This is a genomic window from Vicinamibacterales bacterium (assembly GCA_036012125.1).
In the GTDB taxonomy this organism is placed as follows: Bacteria; Acidobacteriota; Vicinamibacteria; order Vicinamibacterales; family UBA823; genus UBA11600.
In genome coordinates this window covers 20,202-37,118 of sequence record DASCOS010000002.1, presented here as the reverse complement: position 1 = coordinate 37,118, position 16,917 = coordinate 20,202, and the positions used below count along the sequence as shown (strand labels likewise).

Annotated in this window: 18 protein-coding genes; 9 read left to right on the top strand and 9 right to left on the bottom strand. The window is 54.3% G+C overall.

Features of this window, described 5'->3' with window-relative positions:
* Nucleotides 1-13: 13 nt before the first annotated feature.
* From QGH09_00305 to pyrR, 5 genes are read right to left on the bottom strand one after another with little or no spacing between them, the layout of a single operon-like run.
* Nucleotides 14-877, bottom strand: coding sequence for a TIGR02757 family protein (locus tag QGH09_00305; GenBank protein HJO16629.1), 864 nt, complete (start codon nucleotides 875-877; stop codon nucleotides 14-16).
* 56 nt (nucleotides 878-933) lie between these two features.
* Nucleotides 934-1,557 (bottom strand): phosphoribosyltransferase family protein, encoded by a 624-nt coding sequence (locus QGH09_00300; protein HJO16628.1) that lies wholly within the window; start codon nucleotides 1,555-1,557, stop codon nucleotides 934-936.
* Nucleotides 1,558-1,561: 4 nt separating this feature from the next.
* Complete coding sequence (locus tag QGH09_00295; GenBank protein HJO16627.1) at nucleotides 1,562-2,878, bottom strand: dihydroorotase; 1,317 nt, start codon at nucleotides 2,876-2,878, stop codon at nucleotides 1,562-1,564.
* Nucleotides 2,879-2,905: 27 nt separating this feature from the next.
* Entirely contained in the window at nucleotides 2,906-3,907 is a 1,002-nt protein-coding gene (locus QGH09_00290; protein ID HJO16626.1) for an aspartate carbamoyltransferase catalytic subunit, read from the bottom strand.
* Nucleotides 3,904-4,458 (bottom strand): bifunctional pyr operon transcriptional regulator/uracil phosphoribosyltransferase PyrR, encoded by a 555-nt coding sequence (pyrR, locus tag QGH09_00285; GenBank protein ID HJO16625.1) that lies wholly within the window; start codon nucleotides 4,456-4,458, stop codon nucleotides 3,904-3,906. The genes QGH09_00290 and pyrR overlap by 4 nt, the downstream gene beginning before the upstream one ends.
* A gap of 354 nt (nucleotides 4,459-4,812) precedes the next feature.
* Here pyrR and QGH09_00280 point away from each other — a divergent pair, with 354 nt between their 5' ends.
* Genes QGH09_00280 through QGH09_00265 form a run of 4 tightly spaced genes read left to right on the top strand, consistent with a single transcriptional unit; the run spans nucleotide 4,813 to nucleotide 7,527 of the window.
* The gene (locus QGH09_00280; protein HJO16624.1) at nucleotides 4,813-5,634 is read left to right on the top strand and encodes a dihydroorotate dehydrogenase electron transfer subunit; all 822 of its coding nucleotides are present in this window, start codon (nucleotides 4,813-4,815) and stop codon (nucleotides 5,632-5,634) included.
* A 35-nt stretch (nucleotides 5,635-5,669) separates the two neighbouring features.
* The gene (locus QGH09_00275) at nucleotides 5,670-6,605 is read left to right on the top strand and encodes a dihydroorotate dehydrogenase (GenBank protein ID HJO16623.1); all 936 of its coding nucleotides are present in this window, start codon (nucleotides 5,670-5,672) and stop codon (nucleotides 6,603-6,605) included.
* A complete protein-coding gene (gene pyrF, locus QGH09_00270; protein ID HJO16622.1) occupies nucleotides 6,590-7,282 on the top strand; it encodes an orotidine-5'-phosphate decarboxylase in 693 nt (230 codons plus the stop codon). The genes QGH09_00275 and pyrF overlap by 16 nt, the downstream gene beginning before the upstream one ends.
* Nucleotides 7,279-7,527, top strand: a complete 249-nt coding sequence (locus QGH09_00265) for a glutaredoxin family protein (GenBank protein HJO16621.1) — start codon at nucleotides 7,279-7,281, stop codon at nucleotides 7,525-7,527. The genes pyrF and QGH09_00265 overlap by 4 nt, the downstream gene beginning before the upstream one ends.
* 79 nt (nucleotides 7,528-7,606) lie before the next feature.
* Here QGH09_00265 and QGH09_00260 read toward each other — a convergent pair whose 3' ends face one another.
* Entirely contained in the window at nucleotides 7,607-8,182 is a 576-nt protein-coding gene (locus QGH09_00260; GenBank protein ID HJO16620.1) for an OmpA family protein, read from the bottom strand.
* 480 nt (nucleotides 8,183-8,662) lie between these two features.
* On the opposite strand from QGH09_00260, the gene QGH09_00255 reads away from it, so the two are divergent.
* The 5 genes from QGH09_00255 (at nucleotide 8,663) to QGH09_00235 (ending at nucleotide 14,334) form a co-directional block, all read left to right on the top strand.
* On the top strand, nucleotides 8,663-9,361 hold the full coding sequence (locus QGH09_00255) for a PilZ domain-containing protein (GenBank protein HJO16619.1): 699 nt from the start codon (nucleotides 8,663-8,665) through the stop codon (nucleotides 9,359-9,361).
* Nucleotides 9,362-9,603: 242 nt separating this feature from the next.
* Nucleotides 9,604-10,605 (top strand): ATP-binding cassette domain-containing protein, encoded by a 1,002-nt coding sequence (locus QGH09_00250; GenBank protein ID HJO16618.1) that lies wholly within the window; start codon nucleotides 9,604-9,606, stop codon nucleotides 10,603-10,605.
* The gene (locus tag QGH09_00245) at nucleotides 10,598-11,371 is read left to right on the top strand and encodes an ABC transporter permease subunit (protein ID HJO16617.1); all 774 of its coding nucleotides are present in this window, start codon (nucleotides 10,598-10,600) and stop codon (nucleotides 11,369-11,371) included. Before QGH09_00250 ends, QGH09_00245 begins: the two co-directional genes overlap by 8 nt.
* A 32-nt stretch (nucleotides 11,372-11,403) precedes the next feature.
* Nucleotides 11,404-12,993, top strand: a complete 1,590-nt coding sequence (locus QGH09_00240; protein ID HJO16616.1) for a Gldg family protein — start codon at nucleotides 11,404-11,406, stop codon at nucleotides 12,991-12,993.
* Between the two features lie 9 nt (nucleotides 12,994-13,002).
* Nucleotides 13,003-14,334 (top strand): DUF4340 domain-containing protein, encoded by a 1,332-nt coding sequence (locus QGH09_00235; protein ID HJO16615.1) that lies wholly within the window; start codon nucleotides 13,003-13,005, stop codon nucleotides 14,332-14,334.
* Between the two features lie 10 nt (nucleotides 14,335-14,344).
* Here QGH09_00235 and QGH09_00230 read toward each other — a convergent pair whose 3' ends face one another.
* From QGH09_00230 to QGH09_00220, 3 genes are read right to left on the bottom strand one after another with little or no spacing between them, the layout of a single operon-like run.
* Nucleotides 14,345-15,538: a DHHA1 domain-containing protein gene (locus tag QGH09_00230; protein ID HJO16614.1), complete on the bottom strand. Its 1,194-nt coding sequence runs from the start codon at nucleotides 15,536-15,538 to the stop codon at nucleotides 14,345-14,347.
* Nucleotides 15,535-16,236: a 7-cyano-7-deazaguanine synthase QueC gene (queC, locus tag QGH09_00225; GenBank protein ID HJO16613.1), complete on the bottom strand. Its 702-nt coding sequence runs from the start codon at nucleotides 16,234-16,236 to the stop codon at nucleotides 15,535-15,537. The genes QGH09_00230 and queC overlap by 4 nt, the downstream gene beginning before the upstream one ends.
* Before the next feature lie 9 nt (nucleotides 16,237-16,245).
* On the bottom strand, nucleotides 16,246-16,887 hold the full coding sequence (locus QGH09_00220) for a radical SAM protein (GenBank protein ID HJO16612.1): 642 nt from the start codon (nucleotides 16,885-16,887) through the stop codon (nucleotides 16,246-16,248).
* Nucleotides 16,888-16,917 lie beyond the last annotated feature (30 nt).

Below are 16,917 nucleotides of genomic sequence, written 5' to 3'. Positions count from 1 at the left end.
TCGATATCCTCGACTATCGGATTGCTTGAATCGACCGTTTCCGTCGAGGTGCCGGTCGGCACAGTCCACGAAGCGGACACCGGGAGTCCTTCTCCCGGCGTTCGAATCCGCACGCTCCCGCTATCCCTAGATGGCAGATCGCGAAATCGTACCGGATGGGGTCATCCGCATCGAGATCACGGAGGGAATCTGTAATTGATGCAGCCATCCGCCAGCCGGAAGAGCGGTAAGGCGTCAGGCCGAGGCATTGACTAACTCGAATCACATGCACGTCCAGTGGGACGATCAGCACCGAGGGTGCGAGAATCGTCCAGCCTCCAGGGTCTGGTTCGTCCCGACGCACCATCCAGCGAAGGAACAAGTTCAGGCGTTTGCATGCACTACCAGTCGAGGGACGCGGAAAGAAATAGCGGACACCTGGCGTCCGTGGAACGCGCCCGTACGCTCGACTAATATCGAGTGCCATTGCCCGTGTGCAAAACGATTCGAGCTGACAGGCTACCGATACCGTTACCTCACCTCGCCCTTCGGCAAAAAATTTTTCAATCGACCCATGCTGGTCAATCATCTGCCGAAGCATCCAAAGTAGCGCTACGATGTCAGCGTCGCGAATCCAGCGATGCCTAAATCCGCGTAAGTGGCGTTGTGCATCAGCCGGTTCAAACGTCGTAATGAAACGTAGCGGCGACGGCCCCATCAAAGCCACAAGTGCTTCGATAGAAGCCATCACGGTTTTCACTCGCCCAAATGCGAGGGCGGACGCACAGAAAGCAACAATTTCCCTATCTGCAGTCTCTGGGTAGCGGTAAACGATTTGAATCGGGTCCTCGGCCGATTTGACAATGTTGGAGCCAGTAAAGAGACGCTCGAGCCCCATCTTTAACCGAGCGCGGGAAGCAGCAGAGTGGTGCCGATGTGACAGAAAACGGCTCGTCAAAAAGCTGTAATCGCCTGACCAGAAGCGCAGAGCGGACAAGCTTCGGCCGGATAATTGTCTGGTGCCCGGTACTCGGCAAGCGCTATATTCGGCACAGTGAGGGCCTTAACGACTTCGAGTCTGTCGTAAATCTGGACAGTTCCGATTGGTGTCCCGCCCGCCTCGGTGACGAGCTCCGCACACTTATGGAGTGTCTCACCCGTATTACGGACGTCGTCAGCAAGTAAAACCCGCTTACCAGCAATTTGAGCGGCATAGAAACTTCTAAGATACAGGCCACGGTCAGTGCCAACATTGAACGGTGCAAACACGCAGGGCGGATGGGTCAACTTCCGCTTCCCGTCCATCAGGCCAGCGATGGTGTGCGCTAGGAGGGCTCCACCGGTCACCGGTCCGGCAAACACTTCGACCTGTGACAGAAGTTCAAACGGAAGAACATCGATGAGGTCCTGAGCAAAACGCCATATCGTCGATGGCTGACGGAATAGCTGGTGAGCGTTTAGGTATGCACGGCCGTGGTATCCATTACCGTAATCAAAATGGCCATCAACCATCAGAACCTGGAGCCGCTGCAAATCTTTCAGTGCTCTCTCACTAATATCGGCCTGCCGACTCACCACGTAGTTACTTCCACTCCTTTGAAAAAACGTTGGCACCTGCCACCGTGTCACTCACGTAGAGAACCCGCCCGGCAACGATGGTTGCAGCGACGCTTCCGCACAATTCCCAGCCGTCAAAGGGAGTGTTCTTTGCCTTTGAGCGCATCTGGGTCGTATCAATGGTTGTCTGAATATCTGGCGCGATTATCGTCAAATCAGCGGGTGCACCCGTTTCCAGTATACCGCCAGCGACACCGAGGATTCTCGCTGGATTCGTTGAGTAGAGTTCCACCAACCGGTTCAGCGAGAGAACACCACGCTTCACGAGGCGGTCAAGAGAGAGAGAAACCGCTGTTTCAAGCCCTATAATTCCAAACGGCGCCCGATCGAACTCTACCGCCTTCTCGTCGTAGTGGTGTGGCGCGTGGTCGGTTGCTATGACATCAATAGAGCCATCGGCGAGTCCTTGTAACATTGTGTCTCGGTCAGCAACTTCGCGCAGTGGTGGATTCATCTTGGTATTCGTGTCGTAGCTCTGCAGAACTTCGTCAGTCAAGATGAAATGATGCGGCGTGACTTCGCAGGTGACCGGAACGTCCCGGTCCTTCCCCGAACGTACCGCTCGCAGGGAACCCTGCACACTCATGTGGGCGACGTGCACTGGAGCTCCAATCAACCCAGCTATCGTTACGTCACGTTCAACGATTAGCTCCTCGGCAATAGCCGGAAGGCCTCGAAGTCCCAGCGCGGACGCCTGAAATCCTTCATGGGCCACACCGCCCCTTAGCGCCGGATCTTCGCAGTGGTCGATGACAGGCATCCCAAAAGACGAGGCATATTCGAGCGCCCGTCGCATCAGCAGTGCGTCGGCAACCGGATGACCGTCATCAGAAACTGCAACACACCCAGCAGCTCGTAACTCCGCAAGGTCTGCGAGTTGCTCCCCTTGCGATCCACGTGAAACGGCACCGATCGGATACACCCTCGCTTGTGCTGCGGCCGCAGCCTTGGACAAAATAAGTTCTGTGATTCCCGCATGGTCATTCACAGGCTGGGTATTAGGCATGCATGCAACGGCAGTGAAACCCCCAGCCACAGCAGCAGTCGTTCCCGTCGCGATTGTCTCCTTGTGCTCCTGTCCAGGTTCACGCAGGTGTACATGCATGTCAATAAAACCGGGACATACCACACATCCGGTGGGAACTTCGACGACCGTTACGCCGGCAGTTGGTAGGTCTGAGCCAACCCGTTCAATTACCGCACCATCGATAAGCACATCGCAAATGGTGTCGCGGTTTGTTGCAGGGTCGACAACTCGACCACCTTTCAACAGTATCTTCATCAGTCACTAACGCCTATCCGTCGCGTTTCACATCTCATCAGGATTCCCAGCCAACAGATACAACACAGCCATGCGCACTGCCACACCATTGGCCACTTGCTCCAGCATGACCGAATATGGACCGTCAGCTACCTCCGAAGCGATTTCCACTCCACGGTTTATCGGCCCAGGATGCATAATGATGACGTCTGGCTTCGCGCGTTCGACCCGTTCGACTGTCAGCCCGTAGACCGCAAAGTATTCACGAAGCGACGGCACAAAATGCCCCTGCATCCTCTCCCGCTGGAGCCGCAACATCATAATAACGTCTGCACCCTCAGTTGCTTCGTCGAGTTTCGTAGTCGCGTGAACACCAAAGTGTTCGATACCCTGTGGCATCAGCGTAGGTGGGCCGCACACCCAAATGTCAGCACCAAGCTCTCGTAGCAAAAGGATATTTGATCGAAGCACGCGACTATGCAGCAGATCCCCAACAATCACGACCTTCAACCCCTCAATCCGACCTTTATGGGCACGTATCGTAAACCCGTCCAACAGCGCTTGGGTTGGGTGCTCATGCATACCGTCACCTGCGTTAATCACCCCTGCTCGGCAGATACCAGCGAGTTGATGCGGCGCGCCAGAGGCTTCATGGCGCAGAACGATGATGTCCGGTGCCATCGCTTCAAGATTACGGGCTGTGTCGAACAGGGTCTCACCTTTAACGACGCTCGAGCCAGTGACCGCAATATTGAGCGAGTCTGCACTCAGACGTTTCTCAGCGATTTCGAATGACGTACGGGTGCGAGTACTCGGCTCGTAGAAGAGGTTGACGATGGTCTTTCCACGGAGCGCGGGAACTTTTTTTATCGTCCGCGAACCGATCTCCTTCATCGCTTCGGCTGTATCGAGGATCAGGTTAATTTCGTCAGAATCCAAGTCGCCGATGCTGAGAAGATGATGCGATCGTAGGGTGGTCCTAGGCATTATGGACGTTTCGTTGGCGTCGTTAGTGACCGTCACACGGTTCGCGCTCTCTGAACCCGTCACGACTTTCTCCCAGGTGACTCGTCCTCCTGAATCACAACCTCATCGCATCCGTCTATTTCGTGCATGTGCACTTGAACGCTCTGGCTAGTTGAGGTCGGCAGGTTCTTACCAACGTAGTCGGCTTTGATCGGTAGCTCCCGATGGCCCCGATCAACCAGAACGATAAGCTGCAAAGATCGGGGCCGGCCAAAATCAATTAGGGCATCTAATGCCGCTCGAATTGTACGGCCAGTGTAGAGCACATCGTCGACAAGGACGATCCTCTTGTTGTCAATCGAAAATGGGATTTCGGTGCGTCGCACGATCGGCTGCGGACCGACCGGTTGGCGCATTAGATCGTCACGATACAGCGTGATGTCGAGTGCGCCGGTAGGTACTTCTGACCCAAGAATTTCTCGTAACTTGTCAGCGAGACGTCTAGCGATCACCGCGCCACGAGTACGAATACCAACGAGCGCAAGTTCATGCTCGCCTCGATTCCGTTCGTTCACTTCATGTGCAATTCGGGTGAGCGTTCGGCTCATCAGGTCGGCATCCATCACGATAGGCACGTGCGCACCTCGCCTATAGTGAGGGTCCGACTGCACACACCACGGACCACCGAAATCACTGCTACGCAGATTTTCGAAGGATTCAAGACAAACGCGCGAAACAGGAGGACCCTACTTTTCACCACAAGCCTCTTCTTGATCTCACGGGATCGCTTCTTAAAGAGTCAAACAATTGTAGCGGTGGGTGATAAACCCTGTCAACGTTCCCCAAAATACATGGATAGTGGACAACCTGCGCATCATTTCCTAGAGATAACTTATTGGACCATCGAAACATTATCAGGAGATTGCGCCAGATCGCCATGCCTCAGACCTCCCCGCGGTCCGCGCCGACCTTCAAGGTATACTGCGAGCATGCCAGTCGATGTAGACGCTCGGGTCGTGTCCAACATTCGTCTGTCGGACGACTACAACGTCGTCTGCCTCGATGCGCCATCGCTGGCTTTAGGCGCTCGACCTGGACAGTTCGTTATGGTTAAACCAGTTGCCGGATTCGAACCGCTGCTGCGACGCCCATTTTCCATCTTCGAGGTATTGTCGACCGGTAACGGTGCACCAACGGGATTCTCGCTCCTGAATAAACGAGTGGGAATCAGCACAGAAATCCTATACTCCGTAGAAGTCGATCAAGAGATCAGCTGCCTCGGCCCTCTTGGCATACCGTTCACTGTCGCCACCCCACCACAAGAAGCCTGGATGGTGGCTGGTGGTGTTGGCCTCGCACCGTTTCTCACCTTGGCGTCCGCCTTGCAGCAGTCTGGCACACCGACGACGCTATTTTACGGTGGCCGACGCTCAGTCGACTTGTTCTATCTTGACGCGTTCACACAACTCGGCGTGGAACTCGTGTTGGCGACAGAAGACGGCAGCCGGGGCGAGACCGGGTTGGTGACGGCGCCATTGGAAGGTGCTCTCACAGCCTCGGCGGTAGCAGCAAAACCTACACTTTATGCGTGTGGGCCGACACCGATGATGCGAACTGTAGCTGGAATGGCCAAGGCTCACGAACGACCATGCCAGGTGTCACTAGAACCTGTTATGGGTTGCGGCATGGGAGGCTGTTACAGCTGTGTCGTACCAGTGTGTAACAGCGAGCACGAACCGACGCACTTGGTTCGTGCTTGCCTCGAAGGGCCGGTCTTCGACAGTCAAACCATCGCCTGGAATTGCTTATAGTTCGCAACCTGAGGAACGAGTTTGTTTAGCACAACATGGATCTGAACGTCGATATTGGTTCGCTTCGCCTCAAGAACCCGTTAATCGCCGCGAGCGGCTGCTTCGGCTACGGCGTGGAATACGCCGAAATTGTCAACCTGAAGGCACTCGGGGGTATCGCGGTAAAAGGACTGTTTCTGTCCGAGCGTGAAGGCCACAACCCTCCGCGGATCGTAGAAACACCGGCGGGGATGCTTAACGCAATTGGACTGCAGGGCATCGGTGTTCATCGCTTCGTTGCGGAGAAGCTACCAGCCTTATACAGTCAAGGCGCCACAGTCATCGTCAACATCTGTGGTAGCACAATCGATGAGTACGTTGAAATTACTCGCATACTTGCCGATGCTGACGGTGTAGACGCGATCGAGCTTAATATTTCATGTCCGAACATCAAAGCGGGTGGAATCACTTTCGGCAATAGTGCTGTTGGTACAAGCGAGGTGGTCCAGGCTGTTCGGAGTGTTACGAAGCTACCCATCATCCCTAAATTAACTCCAAATGTTACTGACATTGCCGGTATCGCGAGGGCAGCGGAGGAAGCCGGTGCAGACGCCGTTTCACTGGTAAATACCTTCCTCGCCATGGCCATCGACGTCGAAACTCGTCGCCCAGCCCTATCAAATGGAGTGGGGGGATTAAGCGGACCAGCCATCCGTCCGATCGCAGTCCGGATGGTCTATGAATGTAGTCAGGCCGTAACCATCCCAATCATTGGAATGGGCGGCATTACGACTGCAAGAGATGTACTCGAATTCATCATTGCCGGTGCTACGGCCGTGCAAGTGGGGACGGCAAACTTCGTAAATCCCAACCTCTGGCCGGAGCTATTAGCGGACCTTGAAGAATATCTCTCTCGTCACAAAATCGATCGGGTACAGAACCTGGTCGGAACACTTGAACTAACAGAAACTCAAGCATGGAACAGCTCTTAGTCGCTCTCGATGTCGACTCGATGGACCGCGCGCTGACACTAGCCGACAAACTTCGCGGACACGTCGGAGGCTTCAAGGTCGGAAGTCAACTCTACACAGTTGCCGGCCCCGAGGTCGTCCGTTCACTGAGTAAATGTGGTGATCGAGTTTTTCTCGATCTGAAGTTTCACGACATTCCGAACACCGTTGCTGGTGCAGTGCGGTCAGCTGCTGAGATGGGCGTCTGGATGCTCACAGTCCACGCCTCCGGTGGTCACGACATGCTGCGCGCTGCGAAGGAAGCCGCCGGTGATGAAGGACCTCGCATCGTCGCGGTCACCCTGCTGACTAGCCTGGATGACGCAGACCTTTCTCACCTCGGCATTACCCAACGACCGCTGGCCGATCATGTGGTCGCGCTGGCCGAACTCGCCCAACGGGCCGGTGTCGACGGAGTTGTTGCTTCGCCTAGGGAGATCAAGGTAATCCGCGCGGCTTGTGGCCCATCCTTCACAATCGTGACACCCGGCATCAGACCCGTGAGCTTGGCGCAAGGTGCGGACGATCAAAGGCGGACCGCCACCGCAGCAAGCGCTGTAGCAGCGGGCGCTAATTTCCTCGTCGTCGGTCGACCTATCATCGAGGCACCCGATCCATTAGCCGCTTCGAAGCAGCTGGCCGAGGTTTTGGACCCATGAACCAGCGGCGCAACCTGATCCTCTACACCAAGCACGATTGCCACTTGTGCGACGAGATGAAGGCACAAATCGATCAGCTGCGAGGGCACATGGCTATCGAACTTCAGATTGTGGACATCACAGGTGATATTGAGCTTGAGCGGCGACACGGAGAGGAAGTTCCCGTTTTAGTGATCGACGGGAAAAAATCAGCGACTGCCAGAATTGAGAGCAGCGAGTTGATCAGAATCCTAGAACAGGAATAGAACGCCTCTACAGACAGTTGCCGTACAGACAACGGGCGTGACAGAACTTTAGGTCCCGCCACGCCCGTGTCGAACGTAACTACTTCGCGGTGACAATGAAGTTGCCGCGCCGATTCCGCGACCAGCAACCTTCAGCCGAGTCAGAACACACTGGCTCTTCCTCGCCCTTGCTCACCATAGCAATCCGGTTCGCAGAAATACCGAGACCTGTAAGGTAATCGACCACAGCGCTCGCTCGGCTCTCTCCAAGACCGAGGTTGTATTCGTTCGTACCTCGTTCATCGCAATGGCCCTCGACTATGATGCGCGTGCTCGTCCACCGTTGCATCCATTCTGCGTTTCGCTGCAACGCTGCACGTGCACTATCGAGTAGTTCCGCCGAGTCGTAATCGAAGTGCACGCTGGCAAGCGGCGCCTGCGCATTCAACTCCGCCAAAGTCATCGCCTCAAACAACTCCTCTTCCGTAGGAGGCGGTGGTGGTGGTGGCGGCGGCGGTGGTGGTGGCGGCGGCGGCGGTGGCGGCGGCGGCGGTGGCGGCTCTGCCGGGGGCGGAGCCGGCTCCGGTGGTGGCGGCTGCGGCCCACAAGCGAACGCCCCGATACCCAAAACTAGGCAGAGGCAAGCGGTTGAAATAACGCGGTAACTAGGCTTCATGATGGAACTTCTCCTCTTCGCAATACCCGACGTCCCTAAATAGAGACTACGTCAGGCGTCCCACACACACCCAGACCTCAAAAATGCCTCGGGGTGAGCCTACGACTTTAGTTTTTCAGGTGAAATCTGTCAATCACACTATTAAATTACTCCGAACCCGGTCTCAAGCCCTAAAAGGAACCGGTCTGGTGACCGAATAGTGCCCTATTTACGCTAGACAGGCGAAGGACAACGCACAGGGGCGGCGCTTCCGCTGAGCCTATTCCGAGGAGGCGTTATTCTTAACTGGGTTCCCAACACTACCTGGTCGGTTTCAGCACTTCGCCATTGGTTGCCATCCAAGACCAGTTTGAACTTAAAATTGGGAAAGTTCGTCACTGCGGGCCACGAATCACATTCGGACCAGAGTCCTCGGTCTTCACCAACGCTAATACCTTCACCTCGATACAATGTGGGTCAACTGAGGTATAGCCAGCCATCATGACTGTGAAGACCGTAGTCATCGCAGCACGCGAAATCGCTCTCGCGGAACGATTCGCTGACGCCCTAACCTCAGCCGAACATCGTGCAATAGTCGTAACGAAGTATGAAGCGTTGGTCGAACAACTAGTCGACACTAGCAATCGGATCGACCTCGTTATTCTCGATCTCCAATTGGGAACGTGCAGGGGACCTTCGCTCGTCCAGTCCATAAAAAGATTTGAACACTTCCCACCGGTCCTTATCTTTAGCAGCAGTGTCACATCGAATAATGAAGCCCGACAGCTTGCAGATCTTGGCGTCGTGGGCTACGTCAATGAACAGTGTCCCACCCAGCAGATCCTCCCGATGCTAGCGCCGCACTTATCTCCTGACAGCTTCAACCGTCGCAGTAGCCCCAGGGTGTCGCTTGGCATTCCCGTCTCCTATGCCGTTGGCGACTCGCTTAGCACGGCCACCACCCTTAACTTGAGCAAAGGCGGTATCGCGATTCGTACTATGACTTCATTCGAATTGTCGTCGAAGGCAAGGATCCGCTTTCGGCTACCAGGAACTAAACGTGAAATCGAGGCTGATGCACGCGTTGTCTGGACTGACCAACGCGTCGGAATGGGGCTGCAGTTCGAAAGGGTTGATGCGGCTGATCAGGTAGCTATTGATGGCTTCCTCGATCGACATTTCGATTCGGCCACTGCGTAAACTGCTGATCCAGCCCGACTAAAACCATACTTCACGAATTATTAATCTCCTTTTCCTGATTGCTTCCTGCTAGACGAGGTTGACACTCCCTTTTCCGCAGACGTACGATCTAGGTCTAGTGGTCAAATCAATGGGCTCGCGTTCTTAACACTGGCCCAAAACAGCTGGCCAGCTATCGGCGACGGCGCGTGTCACGCAGGCGATTCCAGCCGTGAACATTTTGTCAGCTTGGAGAACACTTCATGATTGAAGTCCAACATCTCACAAAGGTTTACGGGGCACTCACGGCCGTCGATAACATCAGCTTTCGTGTCGAGCCAGGTGAAATCCTTGGTTTTTTAGGACCTAACGGCGCTGGGAAGACCACAACAATGCGTGTGTTGACCGGATACATTCCGGCTACAGAAGGAAAAGCTATCGTCGCTGGATTTGATGTATTCGAACAACCGATCGAGGCCAAGCGACATACTGGTTATTTGCCTGAAACACCGCCCCTTTACCCCGAAATGACTGTTCGTGAGTACCTGACCTTCGTCGCTCGGATCAATGGCGTGTCGAGTAACGACCGTCAGCGCCTGGTTGGGTCGTCAATGGAGCGCACTCGGGTTGACCACATAGCCGATCGGCACTGTGGGAAACTATCGAAGGGTTATCGGCAGCGCGTTGGTCTTGCGCAGGCAATTATGTACAATCCTGACGTTTTAATTCTCGACGAACCCACCGCTGGCCTTGACCCGAAACAGATTATCGAAACTCGGGAGCTTATCAAGAGCCTGGCTGGCGACCATACGATCATTCTCAGCACCCACATCCTGCCTGAAGTCTCCCAGACCTGCCAACGCATCGTCATCATTAATCGCGGCAGGGTCGTCGCCGAGGATACGCCAGACAATTTGACTGCCCGTCTACAGGGTGCCGAAACCGTTTCCCTACAGATAGACGCGGGCTCAGCGAACCCGGCATCGGCTCTGCTAGCACTTGACGGCGTCACACGTGTGACAGTGAATTCTCAAGATTCGGGCGTGGTCAGCGCCGAAGTCGAGACGATCCAAGGACGAGACCTGCGTCGCGATTTGGCCCGCACCGTCGTAACACACGGCTGGGGTCTTCTCGAATTGCGGTCAACGCGAATGAGTCTTGAAGAAATCTTTCTCGACCTCACGACCGAAGAGGTCGAACCTGAGCACGAGAATCCTGATGGGAAGAATGCTGACCAAGCCGAGTCAGGAGGAACCAATGCGTAACATCTTCGCCATTGCTCAGAAGGAACTGAAGGCGTACTTCGCCTCTCCTATTGCATACGTGATCATCGGTCTTTTTGCGTTGCTGTTCGGATACTTCTACAGTGCGATCTTATCGTTCTTTCTCAGACAGAGTCTGCAGGTTGGACAGTTTGGATTTGCCGGCCCCACCACAATCAACGTGAATCAAGACTTGATTCGCCCATTGATGATCAATGCAACCGTGATCATTTTATTTGTCTTGCCAATGGTAACAATGCGTAGCTACTCAGAAGAAAAACGATCCGGCACTATTGAACTACTGCTGACATCACCAGTGAGCGATTGGCACATCATCCTTGGAAAGTTCGCTGGCGCTATGGCGCTTTACGGCATGATGCTGGCAGCGACGCTTTTTCACATCGGCTTCCTGTTTCTCTATGGTGAGCCCGAGTGGCTGCCTGTAGCGATCAGCTACCTAGGACTTCTACTGCTTGGAGGCTGCTTCGTTTCGGTCGGATTGCTGATTTCAAGCATGACCAGAAACCAAGCCGTTTCCGGAATGGCCACCTTCGCGGTCTTCCTGCTGCTATGGGTTATTAACTGGATGGCTGACTCTACCGGTCCAGTGACACGAGAGGTGCTAACGTATTTGTCTATTACCGGACACTTCGAGGATTTTTCTCGAGGAGTTCTCGATACAAAGCACATCGTGTACTACCTGAGTTTCATCGCATTCGGGCTGTTCCTGACGGCCAAGTCAGTTGACAGCGAACGGTGGAGAAACTGAGTCAGGCTAACCGCAGTCGATAAGATACAGATATGTTACGCAAGATCATCTTAGGATTCGGATGGGTGGGTACCGCGCTGACCTTCCTTGCTGTAGCGTTGTTGTGGTTCCGACCCGAATGGCAGAACGTCTGGTATTGGTGCGCGGTCGCCGGCTTCGTCTGTGTGTCGCTCTACCTGTTAGCCCACTGGCGTGAGGCATCTAGGATCTTCAGACGCCGTCAGGCGCGATACGGCTCAATAGCTGCATTGAGCATTGCCGCTGTCCTCGGAATTTTCATCTCGATAAATTACATCGCCTCTAAACAAAATTGGCGCTGGGACCTCACGGCGGCCCGTCAGTTCACACTTTCGGATCAAACAATCCGTATTCTCGAATCGCTTGATGTGCCGATGTCGATTCTCGTGTTCGGGCGCGATGACGATTTCGATCGTTTCCGGAGCCGGCTCGTAGAATACGAAGATGTCAGCCCTGAGGTCTCTGTTCGCTACATAGATATCGACAAAGAACCAATGGAAGCGGGCCAATACCAAATCCAGTCGTATGGCACAGTCGTATTCGAGTACAGAGACCGGATTGAGCGAGTAACCGCTGACACCGAGCAGGAACTGACGAATGCAATGATCAAGGCTATTGAAGGTGAGTCGCTCACTGTGTACTTCCTCGAAGGTCACGGCGAGAAAAATGTCGCGAGCGCTGAACGAGATGGGTACAACGCGGTAGTGAGTGCTCTTGAAGGAGACAACTTTACCGTTGAGACTCTGGTGCTGGCACAGCGTGAGGAAGTTCCTGATGATGCGTCAGTCGTCATCGTCGCTGGCCCAGATAACGATTTGCTTGCCGGGGAAATCAAAGCTCTCGAACGCTATTTAGGCAATGGTGGTAAAGCTTTTTTCCTAGTTGATCCTCAGGTGACCGCCGACACCCTTCCTTTAGTCAATCTCGAACAGCTCCTTTCAGCTTGGGCGGTCGAACTGTCAAATGACATAGTTGTGGATGTGAGCGCTATGGGTCAACTGATTGGAACCGACGCGTCGGTTCCTGTCGCCGCCAGCTATCCACCGCATGCTATTACCGAGCGATTCAACTTTCTAACAGCATTCCCTCTGGCACGTTCACTCACGGCTACAACAGGTGGTGTTAATGGGCGCATGCCTCAGCCTTTGGTGGAAACTGGCGCGGACAGCTGGGCTGAGTCAAACATTAACCTAGTAACCAGCGACGGTGAGGTTGAACTGGATGAGACTCAGGGTGACGTAGCTGGGCCAGTCGTTATCGGGCTTGCTATCACGGCACCGGTTGAGACAACCCCTGAGCCAGTCGACTCAGGGGTGGACATTAACCAAACCGCGACGGAGACACGCGTTGTGGTTATAGGTGATTCGGATTTCGCTTCAAACTTTGCCCTGGGAATACAAGGCAATCGAGACTTGTTCCTCAACACGGTGAATTGGCTGGCTCAACAGGAAAATCTTGTCGCGATTCGTGCGCGACAGCCTGAAGATCGGCGCATTACGCTTACGGCCAATCAACAGCGGCGGATCTTCTGGCTATCGCTAGTGTTTTTGCCTGGCCTTGTTCTAGGTACCGGCATTTACTCTTGGTGGCAGCGACGGTCGTAAGTAGACGAGATGCGTTCCACGTTACTGCTCTTGACCTTGGCTGCCACGCTCGCAGCCTACGCCTACTTCATCGAAGCCGATCGTCCCTCACGGATTGAAGCCGAAAACGCTAAGGACCGAGTATTCAACATGGAATCGGCAGACCTCGTAGAACTCGAAGTCACAGCATCCGGGGATCGGACCGTGCTGCGTAAGACCGACGGCATATGGAACATCATCGAGCCAGTCCGGACAAAAGCTGACGGAATCGAGGTCTCGGGTATCACCACCGGCGTGTCAGCACTTGAGGTCGAGCGAGTGGTCCAAGATATTGCAGACGATTTGGACCGATTTGGTTTGGCTGATCCAACGGTCGAAATCGCGTTCAAAGCTGAAGGGGAAGACAGAGTCATTCGACTCCTCCTCGGAAATCAAACTTCCACTGGTGGCCATCTGTACGCGATGCGCTCAGATGATCCCCGGGTATTCCTAGTTGACGCTTACCTTCAAAGCAGTTTCGATCTTACAACTTTCGATCTCCGTGATAAGGCGATTGTAGAGTTCGACCGCGATGACGTCGACCGCCTCAGTCTTACGACGCCGGCTCACACCGTCAAGCTGGTCCACGCTGATGGCGTCTGGCATCTCGAAGAACCCTGGAAGATACGAGCTGCATCGAACACTGTTAATGCTCTCTTAACGAAACTCGACACTGCACGCATGCAAGCGGTGATCGAGACAGACGGCGCTAACCTCGACGACTATGGCCTTGCCGCACCGCTTATTAGTGCGGTCGTCGGCGCCGGATCAACAGAAGCAACCTTGTTGGTAGGAACGAATGCTGATAGTGGGAACTCCTACGCACGAGACGCGGCTCGCTCACTACTCTTTACAGTCGAAAACTCTCTGGTGGATGATCTTACGCGGTCACCGGAAGATTACCGACAGGCAGAACTGTTTACCTTTAATCCAACAACTACAACTCGACTGGAAATTGAGCAACCTGAAGCCCGACTGGTGATAACAAAGAGCGAGGTGACTCCATTCGCGTGGCAAAGGCTCGAACCATTAACCGGCGAGGTCGATCAGGGGACTGTCTCTGATCTGTTAACAGGTCTAGTCAGTTTCCGTGCTGAGCGCTTCACCACTTCCCTCGAGAACACAGGTCTCGATGCGCCAACTGCAACTGTGACCATGTTCGATGGGGAACGGGAGGAACGTGTCACATTCGGCCGAAGCGCTGATATCATTTACGCTTTAGCTAACCGAGACGCAGTCGCATCGATCATTGAAACAGCCGTCTTTGAGGAAGTCATGACTGCCGTGGCCACACTGAGCAACAACGACGAGGACTTACCGTAGGCACGCTGTCTCATCGATGCTCGGAAAGAATGGTGCGCGCCGCATCCAAGAGTTCAGAGGGCACGCCCGAAAGTCCACCGCCCTGTGCTAGGTCTGACTTCCCTCCCCCACGGCCTCCAAAACGCTCGATCAGTTGACTGAGAATGGTTCGCGCATCAAGATCCACATCGGCCGACCGGGCCACAACAACCAGCGCCGGCAGCACCGATGAAAATAGAACCGCCACGCGATGTGGTTCGGCAATCAGCGCGTTAACCAGCATTCTGAGCGCCCCAGCCTCCGATACTTCCACAGCCGCGACGATTGACGACCAAGCGGGCATCTCTTCAGCGTTAGCGGCCAGCGCAGCAGCTTCGTAAACGCTTAACCGCGCTTCCGCCGTACGGTGCGTGTGCTGTAAACCTTTCATAGTGTGTTGCAGCGTGGCAATCTGGTCTGGTATGTCTGATTCATTTCCGGAAAATAATTGAGCACTAGCATCTAACGTCACTCCTCTGGCACGAAACTCCTTGAGAACTCTTCCGCCGCATACAAAAGAAACTCTAAGTCCGTTCCGGAACCGTTCAGTCCCTGTAATAGCGATAAGCCCAATAGTTCCGGTGCGATCCACGTGGGTTCCCCCGCATGCCGAAAGGTCCACGCCATCAATTTCGATTAGTCTTAAATCACCTGACCTAACAGGCTCCTTACGCAACGGTAAAGCAGCCACTTCGGAGCCAGTGGCAAATCTGATGCTCACCGGATGGTTCCGCCACACCGCCTCGTTGGCATCCAATTCAGCCTCTGCCACCGCTTCGACCGGCAGGTGACGGTCGAGATCAATTGTTGATACCTCCTGACCCAAATGAAATCCGACCGTTCTTGCACTGTGACGCTGGTCGAACACGGCTGACAGAACGTGTTGGCCTGAATGCTGCTGCATATGGTCAAAACGTCTGGGCCAATCGATCATTCCGGTCACCACCTGGCTCTCCTTTACCACACCAGTAATAACGTGACCAATGCGTCCCGCGTCGAGCTCTCGTACATCGACAACGCGCGCGCCACCCAAGACACCCGTGTCATGGGGTTGCCCACCTGAGCTTGGATAGAACACCGTCTTATCAAGCTCGACAGTTGACTGTGAACCATTAGACTCAACAGCAACTACCAGCGCCTCGAAAGTGGTCTTCGTGGGTTCGGTGTAGTAGATCCGTTCAGTCATGCATTTAATCCCAGAGATAACGCTGGGTCGGGTAGACCGACCTCGCGGAAGCCTCGAGCGCGCAGGAGACAACTATCGCAGGTTTTGCACGGCTGCCCATCAAGCTTCGGGTCGTAGCAACTATGGGTAAGCCCGTAATCCAGATTCAATGTGATCCCTTGACGAATGATATTGGCCTTCGACAGTTGAATGAGCGGTGCATGCACAGTGAACGCTTCCCCTTCAACACCAGCTTTTGTAGCCACTGCCGCTAAACGCTCAAAAGCATCAATGAAGACCTGCCGGCAGTCTGGGTAGCCAGAATAGTCAACCGCGTTCACACCGATGACCAAATCGCGAGCGCCAATTGCCTCGGCCCACGCCAGTGCCAGCGAGAGAAGCACGCTATTTCTGGCTGGCACGTAGGTCGATGGAATACCTGCAGTGGATTGGTCGCTAGGTCTTGCCGTCGTGTTTGATTTCGGAATCTGGCCGTTACCGGTTAACGAAGAACCACCAAACGCTGCTAGATCAACGGCAAGTTCGCGGTGCTGATCTACGCGAAGGGCACGTGCGACCGCTCGCGCGGCCGACAATTCCTGCTCATGCTGCTGCCCATATCGCACAGTTAGTGCGTGCAGACTGAATCCCTGCTGCTGGATCATCGCAGCTGCCGTATAGGAATCTAGGCCTCCGCTCAATAACACAACCGCATTCATCGTGTATCGTTAGACTCCCCGAGCATCAGCACCCCAAATATATTTGTGCACCTGCAGTTGAACGCGTACTTGAAGTCCATCAGCCAATACCCACTTAGCAAGTGTCTCCGGAGCCAACAAACCATGCACCGGAGACATTAAAACAGTGGCACAGTGGGCTACTAGGTCGCGTTCAACAACCGTATTACGCGCGAATTCGTAATCTATTCGATCCCGTAAAACGAACTTCACTTGGTCGTGCTCCGTTAACCATTGGAGATTATTCCAGTCGTGTTGTTCGTCCTCACCACTACCCGGACACTTCACATCCACGATCTTAACAACGGATGATGGCACGCGCTCTAATGGGACGTGCCCGCCGGTTTCAACTAGCACTTTCCATCCCTTGCGGAGTAAACGGTCGATCAACGCATATACGTCGTCCTGTAACAGCGGTTCGCCCCCGGTTAGTTCTACGAGACGACACGGATACAATTCAATGGCTGACATGACCTCATTTACCGACATCTTCCGGCCTTCGAAAAAAGCATGGGCAGTATCGCACCAAGTACAGCGTAAGTCGCACCCTGTGAGACGAACGAATACGCAGGGTCGACCGGCATGCGTCGACTCACCCTGAATTGAATGGAAAATCTCGTTAACGGTCAGCACACCACGTAGAAGCTTACCGCGAATCGGAAC

Bases quoted from the DNA above. Each gene is read 5' to 3' on its own strand.
- QGH09_00305 (HJO16629.1), bottom strand. From the start codon at position 877: ATGGGGCTCGAGCGTCTCTTTACTGGCTCCAACATTGTCAAATCGGCC.
- QGH09_00295 (HJO16627.1), bottom strand. From the start codon at position 2,878: ATGAAGATACTGTTGAAAGGTGGTCGAGTTGTCGACCCTGCAACAAAC.
- QGH09_00280 (HJO16624.1), top strand. From the start codon at position 4,813: ATGCCAGTCGATGTAGACGCTCGGGTCGTGTCCAACATTCGTCTGTCG.
- QGH09_00275 (HJO16623.1), top strand. From the start codon at position 5,670: ATGGATCTGAACGTCGATATTGGTTCGCTTCGCCTCAAGAACCCGTTA.
- pyrF (HJO16622.1), top strand. From the start codon at position 6,590: ATGGAACAGCTCTTAGTCGCTCTCGATGTCGACTCGATGGACCGCGCG.
- QGH09_00265 (HJO16621.1), top strand. From the start codon at position 7,279: ATGAACCAGCGGCGCAACCTGATCCTCTACACCAAGCACGATTGCCAC.
- QGH09_00260 (HJO16620.1), bottom strand. From the start codon at position 8,182: ATGAAGCCTAGTTACCGCGTTATTTCAACCGCTTGCCTCTGCCTAGTT.
- QGH09_00255 (HJO16619.1), top strand. From the start codon at position 8,663: ATGACTGTGAAGACCGTAGTCATCGCAGCACGCGAAATCGCTCTCGCG.
- QGH09_00250 (HJO16618.1), top strand. From the start codon at position 9,604: ATGATTGAAGTCCAACATCTCACAAAGGTTTACGGGGCACTCACGGCC.
- QGH09_00245 (HJO16617.1), top strand. From the start codon at position 10,598: ATGCGTAACATCTTCGCCATTGCTCAGAAGGAACTGAAGGCGTACTTC.
- QGH09_00240 (HJO16616.1), top strand. From the start codon at position 11,404: ATGTTACGCAAGATCATCTTAGGATTCGGATGGGTGGGTACCGCGCTG.
- QGH09_00235 (HJO16615.1), top strand. From the start codon at position 13,003: ATGCGTTCCACGTTACTGCTCTTGACCTTGGCTGCCACGCTCGCAGCC.
- QGH09_00230 (HJO16614.1), bottom strand. From the start codon at position 15,538: ATGACTGAACGGATCTACTACACCGAACCCACGAAGACCACTTTCGAG.
- queC (HJO16613.1), bottom strand. From the start codon at position 16,236: ATGAATGCGGTTGTGTTATTGAGCGGAGGCCTAGATTCCTATACGGCA.